The organism is Streptomyces sp. WAC07094, from assembly GCF_036320405.1.
Taxonomy (GTDB): domain Bacteria; phylum Actinomycetota; class Actinomycetes; order Streptomycetales; family Streptomycetaceae; genus Streptomyces; species Streptomyces lannensis.
On record NZ_JAVMJZ010000001.1, the window covers coordinates 2,683,413 to 2,710,408 of the forward strand.

Genomic DNA, 26,996 nt, shown 5'->3' on the forward strand with positions numbered 1-26,996 from the left:
ACTCGATGACGGTTCCGTCGAATCCATATGGATCCGGACACCCATAGGTGAGATTTTGGCAATTTCTGAGTAAGTGTCCGCACTCGTCCGTGACCGATGGCCCCCCGGTTCCCTCTCAGAAGACGTACAGCGTGATCCGCACGTTCACAGGAAGAGACGGATACGCCGATGAGTCTGACCGGGACGCCGTTCCTCTTCACGTCGATCGCCCTCGTGACGGTCGCCCTGCTCCTGCCGCTGCTTCTGTGGTCGCGGATCCGCGGCCCGATGGCGCTCCGGCACGTCGCCCGCGTCCTGATGCTGCTGTTCGCCCAGACGACGGCGATCACCCTGGTCTTCGTCATGGTCAACAACGCCAACAACCTGTATGACAACTGGGCGGACCTCCTCGGCACGGGCAACCATGTGCAGCGGGCCGCCGACCTCGGCAAGGACGGCACGGGCGGCATCCAGGTCAAGGCCCTGCCCAGGGTGCGCCAGACGTTCACGCCGGCCGACGGTGCCGGCGCACACACGGCCGGAGGGGTGCGCGTCACCCAGCTCAGGGGCCGGGTGTCGGGCGTCGAGGCCGAGGTCTACGTCTGGCTGCCGCCGCAGTACGACGAGCCCGCCTACCGGCACAGGAAGTTCCCGGTGGTGGAGCTGCTGTCGGGGTATCCCGGCTCGGCCAAGGCCTGGTTCGGAACACTGAGGGTGCACGAGCAACTGCTGCCGCTGATGCGCAGCGGGCAGGTGGCGCCCTTCATCCTCGTGGCCCCGCGCACCAACCTCATCGCGAAGGTCGACACCGGCTGCGCGAACATCCCGGGCGTCGTGAACGCCGACACCTGGCTCAGCATCGACGTGCCCAAAATGGTGACGGACAACTTCCGCGCCCGGCCCGCGCCGGACGGCTGGGCGGCCGCCGGATACTCCGCCGGTGCGCACTGCGCCGCCAAGCTCGTCGTGGCGCACCCCGACCGGTACCGGGCCGCGATCAGCCTGTCCGGCTACAACGACCCGATCGGCGAACGCCACTCGCTCGCCGCGCGGAGCCTGACGCTCCGCCGGGAGAACAACCCGTTCATGCTGCTGAGGGGCTACCGCACGCCGCCCCGGATCTCTCTGTACCTGTCCGGCCAGCTGGGCGACGGCTACCAGGCGGCGGTGGCGCTTCGGGCCCTCGCCGCGCCGCCGACGACGGTCCGCGCGGTTCTGATCCCGCGCAGTGCGGGGGGCCACAGCATGGCCCTGTGGCGGCCCCAGATCCCGTACGTCTTCACCTGGCTGACCCAGCAGATGACCGGCACGGCGGTCACCGGGACTGCTCCTCGGCAACCGTGGAGCGACGATTCCAGGCCCGCGGCGCTCGCCAGTGGAACCTCATCGCCAGCAGACGTAGCACGAAGGCGGTGACCACGGCCAGCCCGGACGTGAAGGGTGTCAGCACCTCGTAGTGGATGCATATCGCCACCATCGTGGCGCCGACGATCGCCGGTACCGCGTACAGGTCCCGGTCCCAGCGCAGCAGCGAGGGCACCTCGTTGGCGAGGACGTCGCGCAGCACGCCGCCGCCCACGGCCGTGGCCAGGCCGAGGGCGGCGGACGAGGTGAGTCCGAGCCCGTGGTCGTACGCCTTCGTCGTGCCGGCGACGCAGAACAGCCCGAGACCGGCCGCGTCGAAGACGTTGACGGCGATCTGGATGCGCTCCACCTGCGGATGGAGGAAGAAGACCAGCAGGGCGGCGAGCAGCGGGGTCAGGAAGTACCCGAGGTCGGTGAAGGCGGCCGGCGGCACGGCGCCGATGACCACGTCACGGAACAGCCCTCCGCCCAGCGCGGTGACCTCGGCGAGCACGGCGATGCCGAAGACGTCGAAGTTCTTGCGGACGGCCAGCAGCGCGCCGGAGATCGCGAAGACGAAGATGCCGACGAGATCCAGAGTGTGCTGGACGGAGGGGCTGAACAATTGCTGGAGCACCCTTATATTCTCACCCATCGGCGAGGGTGCGCCTTACAAACCAAGGTGAAAGAAGCGAAACGCCAGGGTTACAGGGCAGGCTTCCCTGTCGTGAAGAGCCACTTCTGGAACAGGTCGTCGAGCTGCTGTCCGGAGATCTTCTCCGCCAGCCGCATGAAGTCGTCCGTGTTCGCGTTGCCGTACCGGTGGAGCTTGGTCCAGGCCGGCAGCAGCTTGAAGAACGCGGTGTCGCCGATGCGCTCGCGCAGCGCCTGGAGCGTCATCGCACCCCGCTGGTAGACCGCGGAGGCGAACATGGTGTCGCGCTGCGGGTCCGCCACCTTGACCTGCCAGAAGGAGCTGTCGGCCGGGCGCGAGTTGTATCCGGCGAGGAAGGAGTCGTGCGCGGAGGCGGTGCCCCTGTGCTCGCTCCACAGCCACTGGGCGTACGTCGCGAAGCCCTCGTTGAGCCAGATGTCCTTCCAGTGCTCCACCGAGACCGAGTCGCCGAACCACTGGTGGGCGAGCTCGTGCACGATGGTCGACTCCGAGCGGACGGCCGAGTACGCGGGCTTCGACTGGACCTCCAGCGAGAACCCCGCCTCCGGCATGTCGTCGACGATGGCGCCGGTCTCCTCGAAGGGGTACGGCCCGAAGATCTTCGACCAGTAGTCGGTGGCCTCGGCGGTGACGCCGTACACGTCGACGCTGTTGCTGCCGGCCAGGACGGGGTCGATGGCGACGTAGATCGGGATGCCCGACGGGGTCCTGCCGGTCTTCACGTCGAACTTGCCGATGGTCGCCGTCGCCAGATAGGTCGCCATGGGCCTGGACTCGCGCCAGTGGGTCACGGTTTGGCCGCCCTCGCCGTGGGTGGATATCAGGCGGCCGTTGGAGACGGCGGTCAGGCCCTTGGGGGCCGTGATGCGGATGTCGTAGGTGGCCTTGTCCGACGGGTGGTCGCTGGACGGGAACCAGGTGGAGGCGGCGTTGGGCTCGCAGGCGACGAAGACTCCGTCGGCCGTCTTCATCCACCCGTAGCTGGAGCCGAAGACGATGGGACCGCCGAGCGGCTCCGGGACGCCGCCGTAGGTGACGGTGACCGTGAAGTCCCGGCCCTTGGACAGGACACCCTTGGGGGTGATGCGTATCTCGTCGCCCTCGCGCGTGAATTGGGCGCGTCTGCCGTTCACTTCGACCCCTGTGACCTGGAGCTTCTGCAGGTCGAGATCGAAGGAGGAGAGGTTCTGGGTGGCGTGGGCCGTGAGCGTCGTACGGCCGTCGAGCCGGTCTGTGTCCGGGTTGTACGCCACATCGAGGGCGTAGTGGCGGGCGTCGAAGCCGCCGTTGCCGAGCTGCGGGAAGTAGGGGTCACCGATGCCGTCGGCTCCCGGGCGGGGAGCGGAGGAGGCGGCGATGGCCAGGAAGGAGGCAGCCGCGGTGACGAGGACCCCTAAGCGTGCCGAACGGGAGAGTGCCATGAGTCGTCCCTTCGAGCGTGCTGTCGATCAGACGGACACGCCAGACTCTGCGCTCTCCCGTTCGGGCATGTGCATGACTTTACCAACTCGTCATGCGTTACTTCTCTGTTGACTCCTGTCCCGCCGAGGCCTCCGGCTTGCCGGACTCCGCGGAGGTGTCCGCATCGGCGGCGGGGCCGGACTCGTCGGAGTCCTCGGAGGCGCCGGGCTCCTCCGGAGCGTCCTGTGACCCCTCGGCGTCGGACGCAGCCGCGGCACCCTCGGCCTCAGCGGCCGCCGGCTCCTCGGGGGCGGCCACGGCCTCCACCTCGGCGGCGACCGCCGCCGAGGTCTGGGCCGACTCCTCCAGCACCTCGTCGGGCACCAGCTCGGCGGCCTCCTTGGCGGCGGACAGCAGCACCGTGTCCTGCGGGGCCTGGTCCTCGAAGTTCTCCGGGTGGTGGCAGGCCACCCGCTGGCCGGGCTTCAGCTCCAGCAGCTGTGGCTCGGTGGTGCGGCAGATCTCCGTCGCCTTCCAGCACCGGGTGTGGAAGCGGCAGCCGGTCGGCGGCGAGATCGGCGAGGGAACGTCACCCTTGAGCAGGATGCGCTCGCTCTTCTCGTTCTTGCGCTTCGGGTCCGGGATCGGCACGGCCGACATCAGCGCCTTGGTGTACGGGTGCATCGGCGCCTTGTACAGCGAGTCGCGGTCGGAGAGCTCCACGACCTTGCCGAGGTACATCACCGCGATCCGGTCCGAGACGTGCCGGACGACCGACAGGTCGTGCGCGATGATCACATACGTCAGGCCCAGTTCCTCCTGGAGGTCGTCCAGCAGGTTCACGACCTGCGCCTGGATCGACACGTCCAGCGCGGAGACCGGCTCGTCGGCCACGACCAGCTTCGGGCTGAGCGCGAGCGCGCGGGCGATGCCGATGCGCTGGCGCTGACCACCGGAGAACTCGTGCGGGTAGCGGTTGTAGTGCTCGGGGTTGAGACCCACGACCGACAGCAGCCGCTGCACCTCCTTCTTGATGCCGCCCTCGGGCTCGACGCCCTGGAGCTTGAAGGGGGCGCCCACGATGGTGCCGACGGTGTGACGAGGGTTCAGCGAGGAGTAGGGGTCCTGGAAGATCATCTGCACATCGCGGCGCAGCGGACGCATCCCCGCGACACCGAGGTGCGTGATGTCCTTGCCCTCGAACTCGACCTTGCCCGCGGTCGGTTCCAGCAGCCGCGTGATCAGCCGGCCCATGGTCGACTTGCCGCAGCCGGACTCGCCCACGACGCCCAGGGTCTCGCCCTTGCGTACCTCGAAGTCGATGCCGTCGACGGCGCGCACCGACCCCGTCTGCCGCTGGAGCAGGCCCTTGCGGATCGGGAAGTGCTTCTGGAGCCCCGTCACCTTCAGCAGGATCTCGCCGGACTGCGACCCCTCGGTGGGGGCGGCACCGTCACTCTGCGCAGGGATCTTCACTGCTTTTTCGTCGCTCACAGCTTCGGCGCAATCTCTTCGGTCCAGATACGCTCCCGCTGCTCCTGCGTCATGTGACAGGCCGCCCAGTGCCGGCCACCGACTTCGGCCAGCTCGGGGCGGACCGTGCGGGTGACGTTGTCCTTCGGGATGTCCGCGTACGGGCAACGGGGGTTGAAGGCGCAGCCGGACGGGATGTTGATCAGCGAGGGCGGGGAGCCCTTGATCGGGATGAGGCGGTCGATGTCGTCGCGGTCGAGACGCGGCATCGAGCTGAGCAGGCCCCAGGTGTAGGGGTGGCGGGGCTCGGAGAACACCGACTCGGCGGGCCCGCGCTCCACACAGCGGCCTCCGTACATGACCAGCAGGTCGTCGGCCATCTCGGCGACGACACCGAGGTCATGCGTGATCATGATGACCGCGGAGCCGAACTCCTTCTGCAGATCCCGGATCAGGTCGAGGATCTGCGCCTGCACGGTGACGTCCAGGGCGGTGGTCGGCTCGTCGGCGATGAGCAGCTCGGGGTTGTTCACCAGCGCCATCGCGATCATCGCGCGCTGGCGCATACCGCCGGAGAACTCGTGCGGGTAGCCGTCCACCCGCTTGTCGGGCTCGGGAATGCCCACCCGGTCCAGCATCTCGATCGCGCGCTTCTTGGCGACCTTCTTGCTGACGTCGTGGTGGACCCGGTAGGCCTCGACGATCTGCGTTCCGACCGTGTAGTAGGGGTGCATGGCCGACAGCGGGTCCTGGAAGATCATCGCCATCTTGCGGCCGCGCATGCGGCGCACCTCGTCGGGGTCGGCCGCGATCAGTTCCTGACCGTCGAGCCACACCTCGCCGGAGACCTTGGCGTTGGCCGAGCGGTGCAGGCCCATCACGCCGAGCGAGGTGACGGACTTGCCGGAGCCGGACTCACCGACGATGCCCAGGGTCTTGCCCCGCCGTACGTCGAAGCTGACGCCGTCCACCGACTTGACCAGACCGTCGTCGGTCTGGAAGTGGATGCGCAGATCGCGAACGGAGAGGAACGCGTCGTCGGCGTCGGACGGGGCGACAGGGGCCGGCTCGCCCAGCGCCGCCTTTTCGAGCTTGCTCACGAGTACCTCACGCGGGGGTCGATGGCTGCGTACACCAGGTCGACGAGGAGATTGCAGAAGACGATGAAGAACGCGGCGACCAGGGTCACGGCCATCACGATGGGCAGGTCGTTGTCCCGGATGGCCTGGATCGAGTACGCGCCGATCCCCTGGAGGGAGAACACGGTCTCGGTGAGCACCGCGGTACCGACGAGCGTGCCGAAGTCCATGCCGAAGATGGTCACGATCGGCGTGAGCGTGGACCGCAGGCCGTGCTTGGCCACGACGGTGGACTCCCTGAGGCCCTTGGCCCGGGCCGTCCGGATGTAGTCCTCGCCCATCGTCTCCAGCATGCCCGCCCGGGTGAGCCGGGCGTAGGTGGCGGAGAACAGGAACGCGAGGCTGATCCAGGGCAGCAGCAGGTGCCAGGCCCAGTCGGCCGGGTTCTGGGTGAACGGCACGTAGTCGGTGCTGTCCCACACGGGCCACTGGTAGACGAACAGCGCGTTGATCACCTGGCCGGTGAAGAAGATCGGCAGCGAGACGCCGGCGAGCGCGATGAACATCGCGAGGCGGTCCACCGGCTTGCCCTTGCGAAGGGCCGAGATGACACCGGTCGTCACACCGAAGATCAGCCAGATCACCGCCGCGCCGACTGCCAGCGAGAAGGAGACCGGGATGCGCTGTGTGAGCTGAGGCCACACCTCGACGTGACTCTTGAAGGAGTACCCGAAGCAGGGGGCGCTGCAGTGCGTCGCATCGGGGCCGAACTTGTAGTCGGCGCCGACGAACAGGCCCTTGATGTAGTCCCAGTACTGGATGTAGATGGGCTGGTCGAATCCCAGGTTCTTCTTGATCGCCGCGATGGACTCGGGGTTGGCGTCCTTGCCGACGTACTGGGTGGCCAGCTGAGTGGCTGTCTGGCCGCCCAGGCGGGGGACCAGGAAGAAGATTGCGAAGGTGACTGCGCTGACCACCAGCAGCAGTACCACGGCGCCGAAGACGCGTCGGATGATGTACGCAGCCACAGCTGTGCGGCTCCGGGTGGCCGGGACGGAGTGTGTCCGTCCCGGCCACCCGGTGCCTTCACCTGCCTTTCGGGGGTATCCGGCCTGCTGTTACTTCGAGGAGCTCAGCAGCGTGTAGTCGTACATGCCGAGGTACGCCTGCGTGACCGTGACGTTGGTCGCGGACGTAGGCCTGATCAGCAGGTTCTTGCGGTAGACGAGCGGGACGACCGAGGCGTTGTCCATGACCATCTTGTCGATGTCGCCCCAGGCCTTGGTGCGGGCCGCCGAGTCGGTGTTGGCGATCGCGTCCGCAAGGGCCTTGTTGATCTTCGGGTCGTTCAGCTCCATCAGGTTGTTGCCACCCGAGGGCTTGATGGCCGAACCGTCGATGATCTGGTCGAGGAAGCCGTAGCCGGTCGGCCAGTCGGCGCCCCACGCCATCATCATCATGCCGAGCTTGTGCTGGTGGACGTAGCTCGGGACACCGGCGAAGTTGGAGAAGTACTTGCCGGAGGGGTACTGCTTGATGTCGACCTTGATGCCGACGGCCTTCAGCGAGTTCTGGATGGCCGTGGCGGCCGCGACCTCGGAGGCACGGTCGGAACGGGCCGTCAGCGTGGTGGAGAAGCCGTTCGGCTGACCGCACGCCTTGAGCTCTTCCTTGGCCTTGGCCGCGTCACCCTTGTTGCCCTGGGTCGGGTAGGTGTCGAACTTGGTGTAGCCGTTGACCGACGGCGGCAGCAGCGTGGTGGCCACGTCGCCCTTGGGCGAACCGCCCATGGCGTCGAGCACCGACTGCTTGTCGAGGGCCCACTGGACCGCCTTGCGGCAGTGCTCGTTGTTGAACGGAGCAACGTTCACGTTCAGGGCCATGTAACCCGTGGCGCCCGCGTAGGAGTTGTCCGTCTGCTTGGAGTACTTGCCGGACAGGATGCGCGGCTGGGTCTGCGGCTGCACACCCGCGCCGGCGATGTCCGCCGTGGTCTTGTCAGCCATCAGGTTGTTGTCGATGGTGACGCCGTTGACCTTGAACTTGACGTTGATCTTGTCCGGCAGCGCCTTGCGGATCGGGTCCGACTTCGGGTCCCAGTTCGGGTTGCGGACGAGGGAGGCGCTGGCGCCCTCCTCGTACGACTGGAACTTGTAGGGGCCCGAGGACACGATGTGCTGGACGTACTTGGCGCCGTCGTCCTTCGCCGCCGGCACGGGGGCCGTCTGGGAGAAGGTGGCCAGGTAGTCGAAGTCGGCGAACGGCTTCGCCAGGTGGAAGACGATCGTCTGGTCGTCCGGCGTCTCGATGGACTTCAGGCCGTCGGGCGACTTGTCCTTGTAGGGACCCTTGTACTTGTCGCCGCCCTCGAGGTAGGCCTTGAAGTACGTCGGGCCGTTGGAGAGGGCCTCGGGCGCGAAGTTGGAGCGCTCGATCGCGTACTTGACGTCCTTGGACGTGATCGGCGTGCCGTCCTCGAACTTCAGGCCGGAGCGCAGGTGGTACGTCCAGGTCTTGGCGTCGGCGCTGGCCTTGCCGAGGGACTCGGCGAGGTCCGGGACAACCGTGAGGCCGTCCTTGCCGGCGGCCGGCTTGAACGTGACGAGCGTACGCGCGTAGAGACGCGAGAAGTTCTGCACGAAGCCGTAGTACGTGTTGCCCGGGTCCAGGGAGTCCGGCACGTCGGAGTCCTCGAGGTTGACCGTCCCCCCCTTCTTGCTCGACGCGTTGACGATGGAGTCCAGCGCCGCGTCCTTCTTGGCGTTACCGCCGTTGCTGCTGTTGTTGCCGCCTCCGCCGCCGCCACCACATGCGGCAGCACCCAGCGAGAGCGCGATGACCGTCGCCACGGCGGCGGTTACCCTTCTCGTCTTCACGTGAGGAAAGCCCCCTCTATCGATGGATCACTTGCTGCGAGGATCGAGCGCATCACGCAGCCCGTCACCCAGCAGGTTGAATGCCAGGACGGTGATGAAGATCGCCAGACCGGGCACGAACATGTACTGCGGATCTGCGGTGTAGAGATCCACGGCGTTGCTGAGCATGCCGCCCCAGGAGGCCTGCGGCGGAGCGATACCGACTCCGAGGAAGCTCAGCGCGGCCTCGAAGAGAATGTTCGTCGGAATGATCAGCGTCGAGTAGACGAGGATCGGTGCGACGAGGTTGGGGAGCAGCTCCCGGAACAGGATGTACGGGCCGCGGGCACCCAGGCTGTGGGCGGCCTCCACGAACTCCCGGCGCCGCAGCGTCATCGTCTGGGCGCGCACGATACGACCGATGTAGGGCCAGCTGAAGAAGCCGATCACGAAGATCAGCACGCAGATACGCAGCGACAGGCCGTTCAGGCCGAAGAAGCCGTCCTGCACCGAGGCCGAGATGGCGATGGCGAAGAGCAGCAGCGGGAACGCCAGGAAGGTGTCCATGAGCCGGCTGATGACGCTGTCGATCCAGCCGCCGTAGTAGCCGGCGACGACGCCCAGCACGGTACCGATGACCACCGAGAGGAGCGTGGCACCGCCGGCGACCAGGAGCGAGACCCAGGAACCGTCGATGATCCGGGCGAGCATGTCGCGGCCGTACTGCGGGTCCACGCCCAGCGGGTGGTCCCAACTCATGCCGCCCCAGGCGCCCTTCGGCGCCAGCAGCGCAGGGTCGATGAGGTCCTGGTGGAACTTGTCGGGGTCGAGCCCGAAGATCCACTCGATCGGCTTGGCGAGCACCGCCATCAGCACGAGCAGGATGACGACGATGCCACCTGCCACCGCCACCTTGTCCCGCTTGAACCGGGTCCAGGCGATCTGGCTGAGGGAACGCCCCTCGATCTGGCTCTTCTTGGCCCCGGAGAGCACAGATTCGGGCGGCGCTCCGGCCTCCGCGCCGGTGGTCTCGATCGGTGCGGTCACAATGACCTGACCCCTCTGGCCGGTGGTCACCGGCCTTTGTCCGCCGCTGTCGGCGGCTTGATTCGCTTACGTGCTCCGCGGCGGCCGCACGATGGTGGCGGCCCAACTGTCCAACTGATCCAGTGATTGGTTCGATCGCAGGATCGATGGCCTCGCGTCTGAGAGGCGAGTCTTCAACGCGTTCACGATCACGCGCCAGGTCTGATGGAGAAAGTATGCGTAACCGTGATGACGACTGGGGGATTCTGTTATCCGGACAACGAGGCGCGCCTACCGGACGAGGGGCCGTCGAAACCTCGTCCGCGAAACATCCGGCACTCCCGCACCGTTCGCACCTCGCGGTTGCAGCACTTGCAGGCCAGGAGGCCGCGAGCGCGCCGGCAGGGGTTTTCCCCCGTTGCGGGGCACTCCGATGCACCATGCACCGAAATTCCGGGGCCGAGTCCCTTTCCTGCCAGCGAAGCTTTGCGATCCGATGCGTGATCACCACGGGCCCTCGGACGGCGGCCGCTGCCGGGTGCCGGGCGGTCTTCACACCCCCGACGCCCAAGCCGGCGTCTCACCCGGGCCCTGCTCGACGACATGCGTCGTCCGGGCCCGCCCACGCGGGCCGCGGACGGGCTGACACCCGGTCAGTATGACGCCGTACCTGGGGAACCGACCCTGTCTGCAAGGGAGAATCCACACCGGGAACGATTCGCCTGTTGTGAGCGGGCCGCGGATCCCCTGGCACTCGGTGCCTTTACAGAGGACGGGCGGCGCAGGCGGACACCGTGCACGGTCCCGTACGGGGCCACGCGGGCGTCACCGCGTTCGGGGCCATGATCACGAGTTCGTCCGTCAGGCGCCCTTCCGCGGACCGTCGGACCCGGAGCCGCGCGAGCGGCGATGGCGAGGCGGCCCCGCAGCAGCTGCGCATCCCGGCCGGGGCAGCTGCCGCGTGAGGGCCGCTCCCCCGCAGCGGACACGTCGGCGGCAGCGGCCGGCGCGGCGAGCGCTCCGACGGGGAGGGGGGAAGGAGGTCAGTAGCCCCCGCCGACCGGCGGATAACCGTAGCCTCCGGCCGCGGGAGCCTGGACCGGGGCCGCGTGGGCCTCACGGTCGTAGAACGGACGGGCGCCGGCACGCAGCCACAGCACGACGGGGTCGTAGTCGTCGGACATCACGACGGTCGACACGGGCAGGCCGTCGGGCACGGCGACGATCGACTGCTGCATCATCGCGCGTACCGAGTCGACGGCGGGCGGCGACGTGTCGTACACATCCAGGCCGATGGCCAGGTACGGCGCGCCGAGGGCGGGCTGTACCCAGGCCCGGCGCAGCGAGCGGAGGGCGGGGGTGCGGTGCGCGTTCTGCGCGAGGAGGGCGTAGAACTGCGGGATCTCGATGGCCGGTTCGGACAGCCGCAGCGGTCCGGCGGGCTGGCGCTCGAGACCGGTGGCGATCCGCCGCAGATCCGGCCAGGGGATGCCGACGCCGCCGCCCGGTGCGTGCGGGTTGAGCCACAGCCCGTAGTGGTCCGGGTAGAGGGTGCGGGCCGCGTCGAGGCCGTCGATCACTTCGTACGAGCGGTTCCAGCCGCTGGCCGAGAGCTCCTGGGCGGAGGTGACACAGGGCGCGTAGCCGTGGCCGTCCACCTCCATGTTCCCGTACTGGGCGTCGGGGGATCCGGCCTGGCCGTGCCAGAGCAGCATCCAGACCTGGCCGGACGACGGGGTCGCGAGCGCGCGAAGAAGCGCCTCGTAGGCGTCGTAACGCCCGGGCGTCACCTGGCGCAGCATGTGCTCGACCTGCCCGGCCGCGGCCGTGCCCGACGCGCTCACCCTCTACCGCCCCTTCACCACGAACCTGACAACCCCGAAGGAGGTCTCCCGAGCGCCGGCACGAACCGAGCCGCACCGCCCCGACCGAGCCATTCTTCCTTGCCCGGGGACACCACACCCCCATGCGGACCGCCGCGGGCCGGCCCCCGGCCGGTCGCGAGCTTCCCCCGCTCCGGCCATGAAACCAGGTTAAGGCGCCATCTTGACAGCAACTTGACGAGCGCCGCCCCACATCGTCCCGGCGTCGGGCGCCGCGCTCGCCGGCGGTTCAGTAACCGTACTGGTAGAAGGGGCGCACCCGCTCGCGCATCCAGTCCCCCACCGGGTCCTGCGCCACGTCCAGGAACACCATGTTCACGGATGTCCCCACCGGCACCCTGGCGAGCGCCCGGCCGAGCGCGTCCAGCGCGGGCGTGCGGGCGTCCGGTCCCGCGGCGACGAGTTCGACGCCTATGAACATCACCGGGTCGGTGGTCTCGATGGCGGCCAGGCAGCGCCGCGCGCTCAGCACCACCCCGGTCGCGGCGAACTCGGCGGAGGCGGCGGCCAGGAAGTCGACCGGTTCCTCCTGCCAGTCCGGTTCGAAGAGACGGACCCGGCCGCCGCTCACGAGGCCGTCCAGCGCGGTCGTCCCGGCGCGGCACAGCTCGGCCACCGCGTCCGGCGGCACCGGCACACCGACGACCCCGCCCGGATTGACAGCGATCCCGACCTGCGCGGGCAGCCCGCGGGCGAACTCGACGGCGGGCGCGATCGTGTACGACATGTGGTTGCCGACGACCTGGCGGAACTGCTCCTCCGAGCTGAACACCGGGACGAACACCTGTCCCTCGATCTCCAGCGTGGGCAGGTCCAGCGGCCCGCTGTGCGGGCCGCCGTCGCCGGGCAGCGGCACCCAGAGGAAGCTGCGACCGAGTACCTCGATGATCCGGCCGCCCGCCCCGGGGACGCCGAGGGAGGCGGAGAGCACCTCCTCCAGTTCGTTGCCGGGCCATCCGCCGTGCGGATGGGGCTGTGCCTGTGGGGGGAAGTCCGCGGGAAGGTCCGCCGGAAGATCCATCTGCTTACCGCCTGCTCAGAACCACTGCTGTGGCACAAAAGGCTAGCGGGTGCGCGCGGACGGTCATTCGGCCGCGAAGTCGATCCGGCGCAGAGCGTCCGCCGCGTCCCGGTCGAGCAGCACCGCCGAGCCGCAGCCCTCGGGCAGCCGGCCCTGCTCGACCGAGCGCAGCAGCCGGCGGGTGACCCGGCGGTGCCTGAGGAACGCGTACCGCGAGACGCCGCGGCCGCGTGCCTGCTGTCCGTCCAGGGCCGTGTCCGCGGAGACGTCGAGCACGAGCAGCCGGAGCGTGCCGCCGCGGCGCCGTGCCGAACGGGCCAGCCAGCCACGCACCCAGGGCTGTGTGCCGCAGTCGTGCACGACGACTCCGGTACCGGCGCGCAGGGCACGGTGCAGACCCGCGTAGTGCGCCAGGCGGACGAGGGGGCGGTACACCGCGTAGGGAAGGAAGCGGGCCAGACGGGTGTCCCAGCGGTCCCTGGTGTCCTGGGAGTCGACCCGGACACCTGGCACGGCGCGTCGCATCAGCGTGGACTTGCCGCTGCCGGGCAGACCCGTGACGACGACGACGTCGCCCGCGGGGAAGGTGAGCCCTTGCGGGCTGCGGCCCGCGCGGTCGCGCAGATCGCGGACCACGCCCTTGCGCAGCGGTCCGCAGGCACCCCGCGCCGGGGCACCGGGCTGCCCGGACACCGCGAGGCCCGAGGTGGTGGCGTACACCGTCGTCCTGTTCACCGTCATCGCCCTCCCCATGGGTCAGGAAGTTGCCTGCCCGTCGAGTGTAAAGAGAAGGTAATGCGCCGGTCTCCCGTTTTCATGCTGGTGCCGCCACAAGCCGGTCACAGATGCCGCCCTGCCACCACGGGGCGATGCGTGCAATGATGTGCGCGCCAACTGCATACCGGCCGCTTGAATCCGCGCGGGAGAGTTCCGGTCACACGTCTGTGTGCCGGACGCCGAAGGAGCAAGTCCCTCCCTTGAATCTCTCAGGCCCCGATACCGCGCGGGCGAGGCACATCTGGAAAGCGGGCCGCTTCTGGTGGCTCCACCCAAGGTGCAAGCCCTGACGACCCGTCTCGGGAGTCATGGCGAACCTCTCAGGTTCCGATGACAGATGGGGAGGAACGACCTCGCCCTCCCCTGCGCCCGGCTCGCCCGTGCGAGGGACCCATCGCCCCGGGAGCACAACCGATGAGCAGCAACAGCCCCCTGCGCCGTACCGCGCTCGATGCCCTGCATCGTTCGCTGGGCGCGACGATGACCGACTTCGCCGGCTGGGACATGCCCCTGCGATACCGCTCCGAGCGTGACGAGCACCTGGCCGTCCGTACGAAGGCAGGTCTGTTCGACCTCTCGCACATGGGCGAGATCACGGTCACCGGGCCCCAGGCGAACCGGCTCCTCGATCACGCCCTGGTCGGCAACATCTCCTCCGTCGGTGTCGGCCGCGCCCGCTACACCATGATCTGCCAGGAGGACGGCGGCATCCTGGACGACCTGATCGTGTACCGGCTCGGTGAGCAGGAGTACATGGTCGTCGCCAACGCCTCCAACGCCCGGATCGTGCTGGACGCGCTCCAGGAGCGGGCGGCCGGATTCGAGGCCGAGGTGCGCGACGACCGGGACGCCTACGCGCTGATCGCCGTGCAGGGCCCCGAGTCCCCCGGCATCCTGAAGTCGCTGACCGACGCCGACCTCGACGGACTGAAGTACTACGCGGGGCTGCCCGGCACGGTCGCCGGCGTCCCGGCGCTCATCGCCCGCACCGGCTACACCGGGGAGGACGGCTTCGAGCTGTTCGTCGCCCCGGAGCACGCCGAGAAGCTGTGGCTGGCGCTGACGGAGGCGGGCTCGCCGGTGGGCCTCATCCCCTGCGGCCTCTCCTGCCGGGACACGTTGCGCCTCGAGGCGGGCATGCCGCTGTACGGCCACGAGCTCACCACCGCCCTGACCCCGTTCGACGCCGGACTCGGCCGGGTCGTGAAGTTCGAGAAGGAGGACGACTTCGTGGGGCGCGAGGCGCTGCTCCGGGCCGCCGGGCGCGCCGAGCAGAACCCGCCGCGCGTCCTGGTCGGCCTCGTCGCCGAGGGCCGTCGCGTCCCGCGCGCCGGTTACGCGGTCGTATCGGGCGGCGAGGTGATCGGCGAGGTCACCTCGGGTGCGCCCTCCCCCACGCTGGGCAAGCCGATCGCGATGGCGTACGTCGACGCCACGCACTCCGTGCCGGGCGCCCCCGGGGTCGGGGTGGACATCCGGGGCAGCCACGAACCGTACGAGGTCGTGGCGCTGCCGTTCTACAAGCGCCAGAAGTAGAGACTGGGCCAGGGCGGACGGCTCCGCGATCGCGTCCGTCCCTGCTCACGAGCGTCTCCACCAGTCCTCCATCACCACACTCCTCCGACCTTTCAGGAGAATTCAGGCCATGAGCAACCCCCAGCAGCTGCGTTACAGCAAGGAGCACGAGTGGCTGTCGGCCGCCGAGGACGGTGTCGCGACGGTCGGTATCACCGAGCACGCGGCCAACGCCCTCGGCGATGTCGTGTTCGTCCAGCTCCCGGAGGTCGGTGACACGGTGGCCGCGGGCGAGACCTGCGGCGAGCTGGAGTCGACCAAGTCGGTGAGCGACCTTTACTCGCCGGTCGGCGGCGAGGTCACGGCGGTCAACGAGGACGTGGTCGACGATCCGTCGCTGGTGAACTCCGCCCCCTTCGAGGGCGGCTGGCTGTTCAAGGTGCGCGTCACGGAGGAGCCCGCCGACCTGCTCACCGCCGACGAGTACGACGCTCACATCGCCGGCTGAGGAGTCACAGCACCACATGTCGCTTCTGAACACGCCCCTGCACGAGCTCGACCCGGACGTCGCCGCGGCCGTCGACGCCGAGCTGGACCGTCAGCAGTCCACCCTCGAGATGATCGCCTCGGAGAACTTCGCTCCGGTCGCGGTCATGGAGGCGCAGGGCTCTGTCCTCACCAACAAGTACGCCGAGGGCTACCCCGGCCGCCGCTACTACGGCGGCTGTGAGCACGTCGACGTGGTCGAGCAGATCGCCATCGACCGCATCAAGGAGCTCTTCGGCGCCGAGCACGCCAATGTGCAGCCGCACTCCGGCGCACAGGCGAACGCGGCCGCGATGTTCGCGCTGCTGCAGCCCGGCGACACGATCATGGGTCTCAACCTCGCGCACGGCGGGCACCTGACCCACGGAATGAAGATCAACTTCTCCGGCAAGCTCTACAACGTGGTCGCCTACCACGTCGGCGACGGCGGTGTCGTCGACATGGACGAGGTCGAGCGCCTGGCCAAGGAGAACCGGCCGAAGCTGATCGTGGCCGGCTGGTCCGCCTACCCGCGGCAGCTGGACTTCGCCGCCTTCCGCCGGATCGCGGACGAGGTCGGCGCGTACCTCATGGTCGACATGGCGCACTTCGCCGGTCTCGTCGCGGCGGGCCTGCACCCGAACCCGGTGCCGCACGCCCATGTGGTCACCACCACGACCCACAAGACGCTGGGCGGCCCTCGCGGTGGTGTGATCCTGTCCACCGCCGAGCTGGCCAAGAAGATCAACTCCGCGGTCTTCCCCGGTCAGCAGGGCGGACCGCTGGAGCACGTGATCGCCGCCAAGGCCGTCGCCTTCAAGATCGCCGGCACCGAGGAGTTCAGGGAGCGGCAGCGCCGGACCCTGGAGGGCGCGCGTATCCTCGCCGAGCGTCTGGTGAAGGACGACGTCAGGGCCGTGGGCGTGGACGTGCTGTCCGGTGGCACCGACGTGCACCTCGTCCTCGTCGACCTGCGCGACTCCGACCTCGACGGACAGCAGGCCGAGGACCGGCTGCACGAGGTCGGCATCACGGTCAACCGCAACGCGATCCCGAACGACCCGCGTCCGCCCATGGTCACCTCGGGCCTGCGCATCGGTACGCCCGCCCTGGCGACCCGCGGCTTCACGGCCGCGGACTTCGCCGAGGTCGCGGACGTCATCGCGCAGGCGCTCAAGCCGTCCTACGACGCGCAGGCGCTGAAGGCCCGGGTCACGGCCCTGGCCGACAAGCACCCGCTGTACCCGGGCCTGCGGAAGTAAGACACCTCGGGGCATCGCGCACACTGGAAGCACATGCTCGTGCGCGGTGCCCCGCCCCCTGCACCACCCCCTGTACCTGAGGAGTCACCGTGGCCATCTCGGTCTTCGACCTGTTCTCGATCGGTATCGGCCCGTCCAGCTCCCACACGGTCGGCCCCATGCGCGCTGCGCGCATGTTCGCCCTGCGACTGCGCAACGAGGGCCTGCTGGACTCGGCCGGGTCCATACGGGCGGAGCTGTACGGCTCGCTCGGCGCCACCGGCCACGGCCACGGCACGCCCAAGGCGGTGCTGCTCGGCCTGGAGGGCGACTCGCCGCGCACGGTGGATGTGGGGACCGCCGACCAGCGGGTGGAGGACATCAGGACCACCGGCCGGATCCGGCTCCTCGGCGAGCACGAGATCGCCTTCTCCTTCGACGACGACCTGGTCCTGCACCGCCGCGAGACCCTCCCCTACCACGCGAACGGCATGACGCTGTGGGCGTTCGACGCCTCGGGCGACGAGCTGCTGTCGAAGACGTACTACTCCGTGGGCGGCGGCTTCGTCGTCGACGAGGACGCGGTGGGCGCGGACCGCATCAAGCTGGACGACACGGTGCTGAAGTACCCCTTCCGCACGGGCGACGAGCTGCTGCGCCTGACGAAGGAGACGGGCCTGTCGATCTCGTCGCTGATGCTGGAGAACGAGCGCGCCTGGCGCACCGAGGAGGAGATCCACGAGGGCCTGCTGGAGATCTGGCGGGTGATGCAGGCGTGCGTGGAGCGCGGCATGTCGCGTGAGGGAATCCTGCCGGGCGGCCTCCGGGTGCGCCGGCGCGCTGCCGTCACCGCCCGCCAGCTGCGTGCCGAGGGCGACCCGCTCTCCCGCGCCATGGAGTGGATCACGCTCTACGCGATGGCGGTGAACGAGGAGAACGCGGCGGGCGGCCGCGTGGTCACGGCGCCCACGAACGGCGCCGCGGGCATCATCCCCGCCGTACTGCACTACTACATCAACTTCGTGCCGGGCGCCGACGAGGAGGGTGTCGTGCGCTTCCTGCTCGCCGCCGGCGCGATCGGCATGCTCTTCAAGGAGAACGCGTCCATCTCCGGTGCCGAGGTCGGCTGCCAGGGCGAGGTCGGCTCGGCCTGCTCGATGGCGGCGGGCGCGCTCGCGGAGGTGCTGGGCGGCACACCGGAGCAGGTCGAGAACGCGGCCGAGATCGGCATGGAGCACAACCTGGGCCTGACCTGCGACCCGGTCGGCGGTCTGGTGCAGATCCCGTGCATCGAGCGCAACGGCATGGCGGCGGTCAAGGCCGTCACGGCGGCACGCATGGCGATGCGCGGCGACGGCAGCCACAAGGTCTCCCTCGACAAGGTCATCAAGACCATGAAGGAGACCGGTGCCGACATGAGCGTGAAGTACAAGGAGACGGCGCGCGGCGGTCTCGCCGTGAACATCATCGAGTGCTGACGGCACCGGCCGACTCGGCTTCCGCCAACCCGGCCTCGTCTGAGCGAAGTTGGCGAGTGCGAAGTCGAGGGCGGCCGGGGGTTCCGAAGGCGCCGGCCACGGCGCGAACCGGATCCTGCCGTCAACCAGGGCTGAACATCCAGCTTTTGGGGCATATCACCCGTGTCATGGCGACAAGGCATCCATCCCTGTCCCCCACCGGCACACTTCAGGGAGCCCCCATGCTGCGAGGCATCGACATCAGCGCCTATCAATCGTCCTCATACGACACGGACGGCCTCTCCTTCGTCTTCATCAAGGCGACGGAGGGCCGTTCGTATGTGAACCCCAAACTCACCACACAGACGAAGACCGCACGGGACGCCGGTTGCGTGGCCGGCTTCTACCACTTCCTGTGGCCAGGCAACATCTCGGCACAGGCGGACTACTTCGTCGCCAACGCCCCTGAGAGGACCGGCGACCTGCTGGCCGTGGACTGGGAGACGACCGGCGACGGCACGCACGCGAGCAACGCCGAGAAGGACCAGTTCATCCGCAGGGTCAAACAACTCCGGCCGCACAACCGGGTTCTCCTCTATGCGAGCCGCAACTTCTGGCTGAACATCGACACCACCTCGTACGCCGGCGACGGTCTGTGGATCGCCGATTACGTGACGGCGGGCAAGCCCCGCATCAAGGCGAAGTGGCTCTTCCACCAGTACACCTCCGACCCGCTGGACCGGGACGTCGCCGACTTCACCAGCAAGGCCGCCCTGAGCACGTGGGCGGCCGGAGCGTGACCGCGCGCCGCGCGGGGCCCGGTGCGAAACGGCCGCCGACCGGGTCCACGCCCCGCTCGGGTCGATCGACAAGCACGGTCGCTCCCAGCGGCCTGATCCGAACGACAGACCCTAGCCGCGGAACTCCGGCGTGCGCTCGGGAGAGGCCTCGGCCAGCGCCCCGGCGACGGCGCCGGCGCCCGCCCGCAGGCCGTAGACCGGGGTGTTGGGCTGCTGGCGCCAGGAGTCGTCGATGCCGCCCGCGTCGACCGTGTCGAAACCGAGGGCGTCGATGAGGTCCCGCACCCGGCGCTTGGCCGCCTCGTCGTCGCCCGCGACCGGCAGCGCCATACGGTCGGGGTCGCCGGCGGGGCGCGGGCGCTCCAGGATGTCCTGGGCGAAGGTGCCGTTGAAGGCCTTGACGACGGGGTGGCCGATCTGCCGTTCGGTCCAGCGGCTCTCGGTGAGTCCCTCGTCCTCGATGCCCGCGATCCTGCCGTCCCGCTCCCGGGGGTAGTAGTTGCCGGTGTCGATCACGGCGACCCCCGGCGCCGCCCCGTCCAGCAGGCCGGACGGCAGGTCCGGGACCGCCTTCACCGGGACCGTGATCACGACCACCTCGGCGTCGCGGGCCGCCTCCGTGACGGTGACGGGCGTCGCGCCCGTCTCCTCGGCGAGTGCCTTGAGTGTGTGCGGGCCGCGGGAGTTGGCCACGGAGACGTCGTGTCCGAGGGCGGTGAGCCGCCGGGTGAGATTGCCGCCGATGTTGCCCGCGCCGATGATGCCGATCTTCATGACTCGCGTCGCCCTTCCGGGGGGTCGGTGTCCTTGCACAGGGTTGTGGCCAGCACCAACCTCGGGCTCCGGCGGACTATTCCGGACGTACGCCGTCAGGGTGACCCCGTTCGGGCGAGGCCGGGTGCGACGCGACCCCGGGGCCGGGTACGACGAGGGGGGTGTCCTTGTCCCGGCCGGGACGAGGACACCCCCCTCGTCATCGGCTCAGCTGCTCAGGTAGGTCCAGAACTCGTCGAACGACAGGACCTTGTCGCCGTTGAGGTCGCGGGTCCGGATGACGGCCTCCGCCACCGTGTCGGTGACGTTCCAGTCGCCCCCCTGGGCCAGGGCGGACTTGAACTCGGCGGCGGTGATGAATCCGTCACCGTCCGCATCGATCCGCTCGAACTGCTTGCGTGCTTCCTCGATGTCCGCCACCGATCCGCCCCTTCATGGTGCCTCTGCCGTCGCGTCGTACGGCCGTCCTACTGACGAGGTCAGATTAACGGCCCGTCCGCGCCCTCAGTGCGGCGACCACCCAGGCGAACTCCTCCCTGTGCTGCGGCGCCGGCTGCCCGTTGACGACGCACAGCAGTTCACGGTAGCGGGCGACCCGTTCGTCGAATGCCGTCTCCATGCGGTCCAGTACGGCGGCCCGGTCGGCATCCCCGAGCAGGTCGTGCAGCACCGGATCGGCCGCCGGGGTCTCCGGCGCGATCCCCCGCTCCCGTGCCGCCCCCGCCAGCTCCACCAGGCGCTTGACGAACCACAGGGACGCACCGGCGGGGACGTCGGGTCCCCGGTCCGCGGCGTTGAACTCGGTCGCCTTCCGCATCGTGGCCCGGAAGTCCGGGTCCTGGAGCATCTCGGCCAGTTCCACCCAGGCGTCGACCTGCTCGGGTGTCGGGTCCTCCGGCAGGTCCGCCGCGGAACGCCGCATCCGCTCCCGGATCGCCGGGTCCACCGTGTCGAGCCCGTGGAGCAGTTCCTCCACGAACCCCTCCATGATCCGTTTCCGCTCGGCCGCCGACAGCCTCGCCAGTTTGTTCATCAGGGTCATCTCCTCCGCACTCGAACCGCGTCGCGCCACGGTCGACAGCACCGCCCGGGTCACCTTCAGAGCGCGGATCTGCGCGTCCAGGGCCGCCACATGCGCGGCCGCCACCTCGGCGACCGTTGCCTCGCCGCCCAGCACCCTGCGCACGTCCGCCAGGCCGAGACCCAGTTCGCGCAGGGTGCGGATCAGCTCGAGGCGGGCCACGGACGCGGCGTCGTACAACCGGTAGCCGCCCGAGGAGCGGGCCACCGGGGGCAGGGCGCCCTCGTCCGACCAGTAGCGAATGGTGCGGACGGTCAGTCCGGTCGCCCTGGCCAGTTCGCCGATGGTGAAAAGGCCGGTGCCGTTCTCGATCATGTCTGCGAGTGTGGGCCTTCCAGTGGGTGGAGACTCAAGCCGAGGAGACGCACTCATGGCCGACGGTCTGCGGGACATTCTGGACGCCGCGGCGCGGGACGTCTTCCCTCCGGCCGACGGCGGCACCACGGTCGTACGCCAGCACTCCTCCCGTGACGCGGGGATCATCGCCTTCACCGCGCACTCCGTGGTGTTCACGGACGAGGACCCGGACTGGGTGCGCGGAACACTGCGGGGCATCGAGTGCGACGCGCTGGCCGCGACGATGAACGCCCGATTCCTCGCCGCCTTCATGGAACGCACCGGGCGCACGACCGACACGATCGACGTGCTCCTGGTCGGGTCCGCGCTGGCCGGTGAACCGCCGTTGCCGCTGCGGCCGGTCGAGGGCCCGGGCCATCCCCGGGTGGTCGGCTCGCGCAGGCGCCGGGACGACGTGCGGGTGTGGACGGCACAAGGCGGTCTGCTCGTCCTCGGACGCGGGGTGGCCGGACGCCTGGAGGTGGCCGTCGAGGTGGCCCCGGAGGCACGGCACCGGGGACTGGGGCGTGCGCTGGTCTCGGCGGCGCGGCGGCTGAGCGGGGGCGAACCGGTGTGGGCCCAGGTGTCGGCGGGCAACGCCCGCAGTCTGCGGGCGTTCCAGGCGGCCGGATACCGCCCGGTGGCCTCGGAGGCGCTCTTCCTCGCACGCTAGCGTGTGGCAGGGCGGCGCCACGGGCGGCCGCGCGTCATCGGAAGACACCCGTGTGACCCAGCGAGTAGCGGCCTGGCTGCGGGTAGACGGCGAGCCCGTGCGGACCGCTCCCCACCTTGATGCGGGCCAGTTGACGCCCGGTCCGGGTGTCGATCGCGTACACCTCGGAGTTGTAGCGCCCGGAGAGCCACAGCACCGTGCCGTCCGCCGAGACACCGCCCATGTCGGGGCTGCCGCCCTGGGGCAGGCGCCACTTCTTGACGAGCCGGCGCGTCGCGAAGTCGAACACCGAGACGGTGCCCTCGCCGCGGTTGGAGATGTACATCTCGCGGGAGTCCCGGCTCACGTAGAGGCCGTGCGCGCCCTTGCCGGTGCGCAGGAAGGAGGGCTCGCCGAAGCGGTCGCCGTCGAGGATCCACAGCCCGTCGGCCTCCATGTCGGCGATGTAGAACGTCCTGCCGTCCGGCGAGATCTTCACGTCCTGCGGCATGGCCCCGCGCAACGGCAGCTTCTGCCGGCCGATCACCTCCATCTTCTCGGTGTCGACCTTGAGGAGTTCGCCGCTGAACTCGCAGGAGACGATGAAGTAGCGGCCGTCGATCGAGAAGTCGGCGTGGTTGACGCCCGAGCAGTCGACCGGCAGGGACTTCGCCACCTTCATGGTGTGTGCGTCGCGGAAGACCAGCCTGCGGTCCTTGGACGCCATCACCACCGCGTATTTGCCGTTCGGCGTGAAGTACAGGTTGTAGGGGTCGTGGACGTCGACCGGATCACCCGCCTTCCCGGTCCTCGGGTCGATGGGGGTGAGGGAGTTGCCCAGGTCGTTGTTGACCCAGAGTGTCTTCAGGTCCCAGGACGGCACGACGTGCTGGGGCTGGCGGCCGACCCGGATCGTCTCGATGACCTTGTACGTCCCGGGGTCGATGACGGACACCGTGTTGGAGTTGGTGTTGGGGACGTAGACGCGGGACGGGAAGTCCTTGACCACCTCGGAGAGCCGATCGGGACGGTCCGCGGCGTAGAGGTCCTTCGGATCGAGCACCGGGGGCATGCCCGGCAGGGTCCGGACGGTCCGCTGCTGCTGGGTGGGCGCGACGGCGCTCCTGGAGGGACGGGTCTCGTCCTTGTGGGACGAGCCGATGCCACAGCCGGCCAGCGCGGTGAGTGCGGCGCCGGCGATCAGTACACGTGTGACGGTCGTGGGGTGCATCAGCTCAGCAGCTCCGTGGCGGTCACCGCGGAGATGCCGCGGTGGTCGAGTTCGTGCAGAAGGACGGGGAAGGCGGTGACCGTGTCCGGGTAGCCGAGGTGCAGGCTCACCACCGAACCGTTGCGGACCTCGTCGACGACCCTGCGGGTGATGGCGGACGCGCCCGGTGAGGTGTAGTCGAGGGAGTCGACGTCGTACGACAGGACGTGCGGATAGCCGACGCGGCGGGCGACACGTGCGACGGCGTCGGTCGCCCGGGGCGCGCGGGAGGGGCGGAACCAGGTGCCGATGGATCCGGTGAGGCGGCGCAGTCGGTCGGCGCAGCCCTGGATCTCGGCGGTGGCGTCCGACTCGGACATGGTGTTGATACCGCGGTGGTGCAGTGTGTGGTTGCCGAGGTCGTGACCGCCGTCGACGATGCGCCGGGCGACGTCCGGGTGGTCGTCGAGCCAGGTTCCGACCGCGAGCACCGTGACCTTCGCGCCCGCCTTCTCCGCCGTGTCGAGGATCGACCGGGTGATGTCGGGGTCGCCCTGGCCGTGGAAGGTGAGCGCCACCCTGGGGTGGTCCCGTGGACCGTGGGTGATCTGGTCCGGCTGGTGCGGATAGGAGCGGGGCGGCGGAGCCGCGGACGAGGTGCGCGAGGTACCGGCGGCGCGGGAGGGCAGAGGCCGTTGCACCACGCTGCCGCCGGGGGAACAGGCGGCGGCGAACGCACCCACGGCGACTCCCGCGCCCGCGCGCAGCGCCGTGCGGCGGTCGGGCACCGTATCCGCGGGGCCCGTATCGGGGTCCGGCGATGTGGGAGGGACGGGCGTGGTCACCCTTCCCATTTAAGGGCGAGAAGGTCCCAAAAGCGGCGATTGGCCCGATGGACGCGGGGGCGGGTCGCTCGGCCCGGTCCGCGGACGGTACGCGCCGCAGGGGATCAGCGGTCGGCGACCCGCATCTCGAACCAGGTCGTCTTGCCGCGCGGAAGCAGGTCGACGCCCCAGCGGTCGGAGAGCTTGTCGACGAGGAAGAGGCCCCTGCCGCTCACGTCCAGTTCCTGGACCGGCATCAGGCAGGGCAGCCCGCGGGAGGGATCGCGGACCTCGATACGGATCCAGCCCCGGCGGCGCCGCATGCGTAACCCGAAGACACGCGCCCCGGTGTGCCGCACCGCGTTGCCGACGAGTTCGGAGACGAGCAGGACCGCGTCCTCGGTCATCCTCGGAGTGAGCCCCCAGTGACGCAGAATCACGACCTGGGTGAGCCGCCGTGCGGTTGCCGCGGATTCGGGCCGCGACGGCAGCGGCACCTCCGCCTCCGTAGGGTTCCCGAACAACTCCAGCGCCTTGTGCGCCCGTTCGTCCTCGATCGCCGGCGACCAGCGTGCCGCGGTTGCACTCCCGTGCCGCCGCGGCTGTTCGATACCCTCCAGCCCCGCCATGGACCCATCATGGCCGCCCGCAGGGCAGTCCGGAGGTGTTACGACGGAAAACGCCCCCCGGAAACACACATTCCACACCATTCACCCGGCATATGCCAGATGCAATTCGGGGCCAGCGGCACCCCGACTGATCTGCGGAAACAGGCCAGTCGGGGGCAATCGCCAGATGCTCGTACCGAGGCGCGCTTAAGGTTGTCTTAAGGCTGCGATAAACCGCCCGTCGAGGGACCTCGGGTGAGACACGGCGTCAACTGCAAGAGGTCCGGGGTGATTTACTGAATGATTCTCATCTATGACGGCCAAATCGCCCGTCGTGCACGGTCGGTGACGGCCGGATCAGAGAAACTTCGCCTTGCCCGGGCCCTCTTCCACGAAGCTGCGCATCCCGCGCTGGCGGTCCTCGGTCGCGAACAGCCCCGCGAACCAGGTCCGTTCCACGGCGAGACCCGTCTCGATGTCCGTCTCCAGGCCCGTGTCGACGGCTTCCTTGGCGGCGCGCAGCGCGATCGCCGGGCCCTGGGCCAGCCTCGCCGCCCAGGCGTGCGCCTCGGCGTACACGTCCTCGGCCGGCACCACCCGGTCGACCAGACCGAGTCGCAGCGCCTCGTCCGCCTTCACCATACGGCCCGTGAAGATCAGGTCCTTCGCCCTGGACGGGCCGATCAGACGCGCAAGGCGTTGGGTGCCGCCGGCACCGGGAATCAGGCCGAGCAGGATCTCGGGCTGCCCCAGCTTCGCGTTCTCGGCGGCGATGCGGTAGTCCGCGCACAGCGCCAACTCACAGCCCCCGCCGAGGGCGTAGCCCGTGACGGCGGCGACGACCGGCTTGGGGATGCGGGCGATCGCGGTGAAGGATTCCTGCAGGGCGCGGGAGCGCAGGACCATCGCGGCATGGTCCATGCCCTGCATCTCCTTGATGTCCGCACCCGCGGCGAACACCTTCTCCCCACCGTGGATGATCACGGCGCGCACGTCCTCGCGGCGCGTGAGCTCCTCGGCCAGTTCCCTGAGCCGGTCCTGGGTGGCGACGTCCAGCGCGTTCATGGGCGGGCGGTCCAGACGGAGGGTGCCCACGCCCTCGGCGACTTCGAGATGCACAGTCATGCAGGAAGGTTAACGGCCACTAACGGCGACGGGCCCGGTGTGCTCGCTCACAGCGGCACACCGGGCCCGGGTCACCGGATCGGAGCTACTTGATCCATTCGTCCCAGGGCATGTTCCAGCCGTTGAGTCCGTTGTCGGGCGCGACCGTCCTGTCGTTGGAGTTCTTCACGACGACGACGTCACCGATCATCGAGTTGTTGTAGAACCACGAGGCCGGCACCGACTTGTCGTAGCCGCCGCGCACATCGCGCAGACCCACGCAGCCGTGGCTCGCGTTGTAGTTGCCGAAGGCGCCGCCACCCCAGTAGTTGCCGTGGATGAAGGTGCCGGAATCGGTCAGGCGCTGCGCGTGCGGCACGTCCTTGATGTCGTACTCGCCGCCGTAGCCGACGGTCTCGCCGTTCATCCGGGTCACGACCAGGCGTTCGCTGATGACCATCTGGCCGTTCCAGGTGTCGTAGCCCGGCTTGCCGGTGGTCACCGGGAGGGTCTTGAGGACCTTGCCGTCGCGCTTGACGACCATCTTGTGGCTCTTGGCGTCGACGGTGGAGACCTGGCTGCGGCCGATGGTGAAGCTCACGGTCTTGGCCTGCTTGCCGTACACACCGGGGCGGCCCTCGACGCCGTCGAGGTTCAGGCGGACGGTGACCTTGGTGCCGGCCTGCCAGTAGTTCTCGGGCCGGAAGTCGAGGCGGTCGTTGCCGAACCAGTGGCCGCGGACGTCGACGGCCGGCTCGGTCTTGATGGTGATGGCCTTCTCGACGTCGGCCGGGTGGGTGATGCCCCGGGTGAAGCGGATCGAGAACGGCATGCCCACACCGACGGTGGAACCGTCCTCGGGCCGGAAGTTGCCGATGAAGGTGTTCTTCGGGGTGAGCGTGGTGAACGAGGACTCCTCCGCGGAGGTGAGACCCGCGGAGTCCTTGGCGACCGCGTGGACCTTGTACGTGGTGGCGGCGGCGAGGTGGGAGGCGGGCGTCCAGGTGGCGCCTTCGCCGGTTATCGACCCGGCGACCTCCGTGCCCTTGGCGTCCTCCACCTTGACCTCGGTCAACTTGCCCTTGGCGGCCGTCACTTTGAGGGCACCGCTGGTGTCCACGGCCTTGGCCCCGTTCTTCGGGGCTATGGTGACCACGGCCTGGGACTGCTTGCTGGCGGACTTGGTCGAGTCCCCGGCCTTGGCGTCCCCGGCTCCTGCGTCCGAGCCCCCTCCTCCGCCGCACGCGGTGGCGGCGAGCAGGAGGGCACCGCATATCAGCGCCACGACCCCCGTCCGTCCGCGCTTCCCCGCACCAACCGACGCCCCCGATATCGGTCGCCCGTTCACGTTGTTT

Annotated in this window: 25 protein-coding genes and 1 riboswitch; of the genes, 7 read left to right on the forward strand and 18 right to left on the reverse strand. The window is 69.3% G+C overall.

Annotation, left to right across the window (positions count from 1 at the left end; translation table 11 throughout):
- Positions 1 to 168: 168 nt before the first annotated feature.
- Positions 169 to 1,395, forward strand: a complete 1,227-nt coding sequence (locus RCR19_RS11690) for an alpha/beta hydrolase-fold protein (RefSeq protein ID WP_331265076.1) — start codon at positions 169 to 171, stop codon at positions 1,393 to 1,395.
- Here RCR19_RS11690 and RCR19_RS11695 read toward each other — a convergent pair.
- The 10 genes from RCR19_RS11695 to RCR19_RS11740 all read right to left on the reverse strand — a co-directional run bounded on the left by RCR19_RS11695 (position 1,295) and on the right by RCR19_RS11740 (position 13,478).
- Positions 1,295 to 1,960 (reverse strand): trimeric intracellular cation channel family protein, encoded by a 666-nt coding sequence (locus RCR19_RS11695; protein ID WP_331265077.1) that lies wholly within the window; start codon positions 1,958 to 1,960, stop codon positions 1,295 to 1,297. The genes RCR19_RS11690 and RCR19_RS11695 overlap by 101 nt on opposite strands.
- 68 nt (positions 1,961 to 2,028) lie before the next feature.
- Positions 2,029 to 3,420 (reverse strand): M1 family metallopeptidase, encoded by a 1,392-nt coding sequence (locus RCR19_RS11700; RefSeq protein WP_331265078.1) that lies wholly within the window; start codon positions 3,418 to 3,420, stop codon positions 2,029 to 2,031.
- Positions 3,421 to 3,517: 97 nt separating this feature from the next.
- Positions 3,518 to 4,876, reverse strand: a complete 1,359-nt coding sequence (locus RCR19_RS11705; protein ID WP_331265079.1) for a dipeptide ABC transporter ATP-binding protein — start codon at positions 4,874 to 4,876, stop codon at positions 3,518 to 3,520.
- A gap of 14 nt (positions 4,877 to 4,890) precedes the next feature.
- Entirely contained in the window at positions 4,891 to 5,973 is a 1,083-nt protein-coding gene (locus RCR19_RS11710; protein ID WP_331265080.1) for an ABC transporter ATP-binding protein, read from the reverse strand.
- Positions 5,970 to 6,980, reverse strand: coding sequence for an ABC transporter permease (locus tag RCR19_RS11715; RefSeq protein WP_331265081.1), 1,011 nt, complete (start codon positions 6,978 to 6,980; stop codon positions 5,970 to 5,972). Before RCR19_RS11715 ends, RCR19_RS11710 begins: the two co-directional genes overlap by 4 nt.
- 90 nt (positions 6,981 to 7,070) lie before the next feature.
- On the reverse strand, positions 7,071 to 8,828 hold the full coding sequence (locus tag RCR19_RS11720) for an ABC transporter substrate-binding protein (protein ID WP_331265082.1): 1,758 nt from the start codon (positions 8,826 to 8,828) through the stop codon (positions 7,071 to 7,073).
- 27 nt (positions 8,829 to 8,855) lie between these two features.
- Positions 8,856 to 9,854, reverse strand: coding sequence for an ABC transporter permease (locus RCR19_RS11725; protein ID WP_331265083.1), 999 nt, complete (start codon positions 9,852 to 9,854; stop codon positions 8,856 to 8,858).
- A 1,022-nt stretch (positions 9,855 to 10,876) separates the two neighbouring features.
- Positions 10,877 to 11,677 (reverse strand): enhanced serine sensitivity protein SseB C-terminal domain-containing protein, encoded by an 801-nt coding sequence (locus tag RCR19_RS11730; RefSeq protein WP_331265084.1) that lies wholly within the window; start codon positions 11,675 to 11,677, stop codon positions 10,877 to 10,879.
- Between the two features lie 268 nt (positions 11,678 to 11,945).
- Positions 11,946 to 12,737 (reverse strand): enhanced serine sensitivity protein SseB C-terminal domain-containing protein, encoded by a 792-nt coding sequence (locus RCR19_RS11735; RefSeq protein ID WP_331265085.1) that lies wholly within the window; start codon positions 12,735 to 12,737, stop codon positions 11,946 to 11,948.
- A gap of 63 nt (positions 12,738 to 12,800) precedes the next feature.
- Positions 12,801 to 13,478, reverse strand: a complete 678-nt coding sequence (locus RCR19_RS11740; protein ID WP_331265086.1) for an AAA family ATPase — start codon at positions 13,476 to 13,478, stop codon at positions 12,801 to 12,803.
- Positions 13,479 to 13,647: 169 nt separating this feature from the next.
- Positions 13,648 to 13,749, forward strand: a riboswitch (glycine riboswitch).
- A 179-nt stretch (positions 13,750 to 13,928) separates the two neighbouring features.
- Between RCR19_RS11740 and gcvT the strand changes: the two genes are divergently transcribed.
- The 5 genes from gcvT (at position 13,929) to RCR19_RS11765 (ending at position 19,052) form a co-directional block, all read left to right on the forward strand.
- Positions 13,929 to 15,050 (forward strand): glycine cleavage system aminomethyltransferase GcvT, encoded by a 1,122-nt coding sequence (gene gcvT, locus RCR19_RS11745; protein WP_331265087.1) that lies wholly within the window; start codon positions 13,929 to 13,931, stop codon positions 15,048 to 15,050.
- Between the two features lie 109 nt (positions 15,051 to 15,159).
- Positions 15,160 to 15,537, forward strand: a complete 378-nt coding sequence (gene gcvH, locus RCR19_RS11750) for a glycine cleavage system protein GcvH (protein ID WP_331265088.1) — start codon at positions 15,160 to 15,162, stop codon at positions 15,535 to 15,537.
- Between the two features lie 16 nt (positions 15,538 to 15,553).
- Positions 15,554 to 16,816 (forward strand): serine hydroxymethyltransferase, encoded by a 1,263-nt coding sequence (gene glyA / locus RCR19_RS11755; RefSeq protein ID WP_059128979.1) that lies wholly within the window; start codon positions 15,554 to 15,556, stop codon positions 16,814 to 16,816.
- An 89-nt stretch (positions 16,817 to 16,905) separates the two neighbouring features.
- Positions 16,906 to 18,273 (forward strand): L-serine ammonia-lyase, encoded by a 1,368-nt coding sequence (locus RCR19_RS11760; protein ID WP_331265089.1) that lies wholly within the window; start codon positions 16,906 to 16,908, stop codon positions 18,271 to 18,273.
- A gap of 221 nt (positions 18,274 to 18,494) precedes the next feature.
- The gene (locus tag RCR19_RS11765; protein ID WP_331265090.1) at positions 18,495 to 19,052 is read left to right on the forward strand and encodes a glycoside hydrolase family 25 protein; all 558 of its coding nucleotides are present in this window, start codon (positions 18,495 to 18,497) and stop codon (positions 19,050 to 19,052) included.
- Positions 19,053 to 19,163: 111 nt separating this feature from the next.
- Here RCR19_RS11765 and RCR19_RS11770 read toward each other — a convergent pair whose 3' ends face one another.
- The 3 genes from RCR19_RS11770 to RCR19_RS11780 form a co-directional block, all read right to left on the reverse strand.
- The gene (locus RCR19_RS11770; protein ID WP_331265091.1) at positions 19,164 to 19,865 is read right to left on the reverse strand and encodes an NAD(P)-binding domain-containing protein; all 702 of its coding nucleotides are present in this window, start codon (positions 19,863 to 19,865) and stop codon (positions 19,164 to 19,166) included.
- A 168-nt stretch (positions 19,866 to 20,033) separates the two neighbouring features.
- Positions 20,034 to 20,246, reverse strand: a complete 213-nt coding sequence (locus tag RCR19_RS11775) for an EF-hand domain-containing protein (protein WP_059128983.1) — start codon at positions 20,244 to 20,246, stop codon at positions 20,034 to 20,036.
- Between the two features lie 64 nt (positions 20,247 to 20,310).
- On the reverse strand, positions 20,311 to 21,222 hold the full coding sequence (locus tag RCR19_RS11780) for a MerR family transcriptional regulator (protein ID WP_331265092.1): 912 nt from the start codon (positions 21,220 to 21,222) through the stop codon (positions 20,311 to 20,313).
- Positions 21,223 to 21,277: 55 nt separating this feature from the next.
- On the opposite strand from RCR19_RS11780, the gene RCR19_RS11785 reads away from it, so the two are divergent.
- Positions 21,278 to 21,916 carry a GNAT family N-acetyltransferase gene (locus RCR19_RS11785; protein WP_331265093.1) on the forward strand — a complete coding sequence of 213 codons (639 nt, stop codon included), beginning with the start codon at positions 21,278 to 21,280 and terminating at the stop codon, positions 21,914 to 21,916.
- Positions 21,917 to 21,950: 34 nt separating this feature from the next.
- Here the strand turns inward: RCR19_RS11785 and RCR19_RS11790 are convergent, their stop codons facing one another.
- The 5 genes from RCR19_RS11790 to RCR19_RS11810 all read right to left on the reverse strand — a co-directional run bounded on the left by RCR19_RS11790 (position 21,951) and on the right by RCR19_RS11810 (position 26,989).
- Entirely contained in the window at positions 21,951 to 23,126 is a 1,176-nt protein-coding gene (locus tag RCR19_RS11790; protein ID WP_331265094.1) for a YncE family protein, read from the reverse strand.
- Positions 23,126 to 23,959, reverse strand: a complete 834-nt coding sequence (locus RCR19_RS11795; RefSeq protein ID WP_331265095.1) for a polysaccharide deacetylase family protein — start codon at positions 23,957 to 23,959, stop codon at positions 23,126 to 23,128. Before RCR19_RS11795 ends, RCR19_RS11790 begins: the two co-directional genes overlap by 1 nt.
- A gap of 95 nt (positions 23,960 to 24,054) precedes the next feature.
- Positions 24,055 to 24,558 (reverse strand): ATP-binding protein, encoded by a 504-nt coding sequence (locus RCR19_RS11800; RefSeq protein ID WP_331265096.1) that lies wholly within the window; start codon positions 24,556 to 24,558, stop codon positions 24,055 to 24,057.
- Between the two features lie 336 nt (positions 24,559 to 24,894).
- Positions 24,895 to 25,662 carry an enoyl-CoA hydratase-related protein gene (locus tag RCR19_RS11805; RefSeq protein ID WP_331265097.1) on the reverse strand — a complete coding sequence of 256 codons (768 nt, stop codon included), beginning with the start codon at positions 25,660 to 25,662 and terminating at the stop codon, positions 24,895 to 24,897.
- A gap of 85 nt (positions 25,663 to 25,747) precedes the next feature.
- Complete coding sequence (locus tag RCR19_RS11810) at positions 25,748 to 26,989, reverse strand: Ig-like domain-containing protein (protein ID WP_331265098.1); 1,242 nt, start codon at positions 26,987 to 26,989, stop codon at positions 25,748 to 25,750.
- Between the last annotated feature and the right edge of the window lie 7 nt (positions 26,990 to 26,996).